We start from the raw sequence: 703 nt of genomic DNA on the forward strand, positions 1-703 counted from the left end.
AAATCGGCCTTGGGCAAAGCACTCGCATACAGTTTAAATCAATGGCCAAAGCTGACACGCTACTTAGAAGATGGTCATCTGAATATCGATAACAATCGTGCAGAAAGAGCAATCAAACCCTTCGTGATAGGGCGAAAAAACTGGTTATTCTCAAACACCACTAGTGGTGCCCATGCCAGCAGTGTACTTTACAGTATTGTTGAAACAGCAAAAGCGAATAACCTCGTGCCATTCGATTATCTGCATCAGATTCTTAACGTATTGAGCGAGCGTGACGATGATGACACTCTGACAGCTCTGTTGCCCTGGAATGTTAGTTTAGAAGTTAGATGACAGGTGTGCTTCGCGTGACGCTTACAAAATTACGGCCAATATTCGCTAAGTGAAGCTTCTTCTATATGCTGTATGTATAAACAGTATCAAGGAGGATGCTCATGTCACCGGCAAGGAATGTCTGGGCGAGTCAAGCACCATACTATGAACGCCATCAGCCCGAAAAGACGCTCCTCTATCAATTGGTTCAGGAACATTATCCTGTCTTTAAGTCCTCGTTGGAGGGTCAGGGACAAAGCTTGCCTCGTTACGTTCAGAGAGAGTTCGAAGATTTTCTCCAATGTGGTCGGCTGGAATATGGCTTTTTGCGTGTCCGCTGCGAGGATTGCCATCATGAACGATTGGTGGCATTTAGCTGCAAGCGCAGAGG

The 703-nt window shown here is 45.8% G+C and carries 2 protein-coding genes; both read left to right on the forward strand.

What is annotated here, in order from left to right:
* Positions 1 to 333: transposase (locus A3729_RS14095; protein ID WP_156497955.1), on the forward strand; the 333-nt coding region annotated here is incomplete at its 5' end.
* A 101-nt stretch (positions 334 to 434) separates the two neighbouring features.
* Positions 435 to 703 (forward strand): transposase zinc-binding domain-containing protein (locus tag A3729_RS30900; RefSeq protein ID WP_197475854.1); only part of this gene is annotated, 269 nt, incomplete at its 3' end.

Source organism: Oleiphilus sp. HI0043, assembly GCF_001634935.1.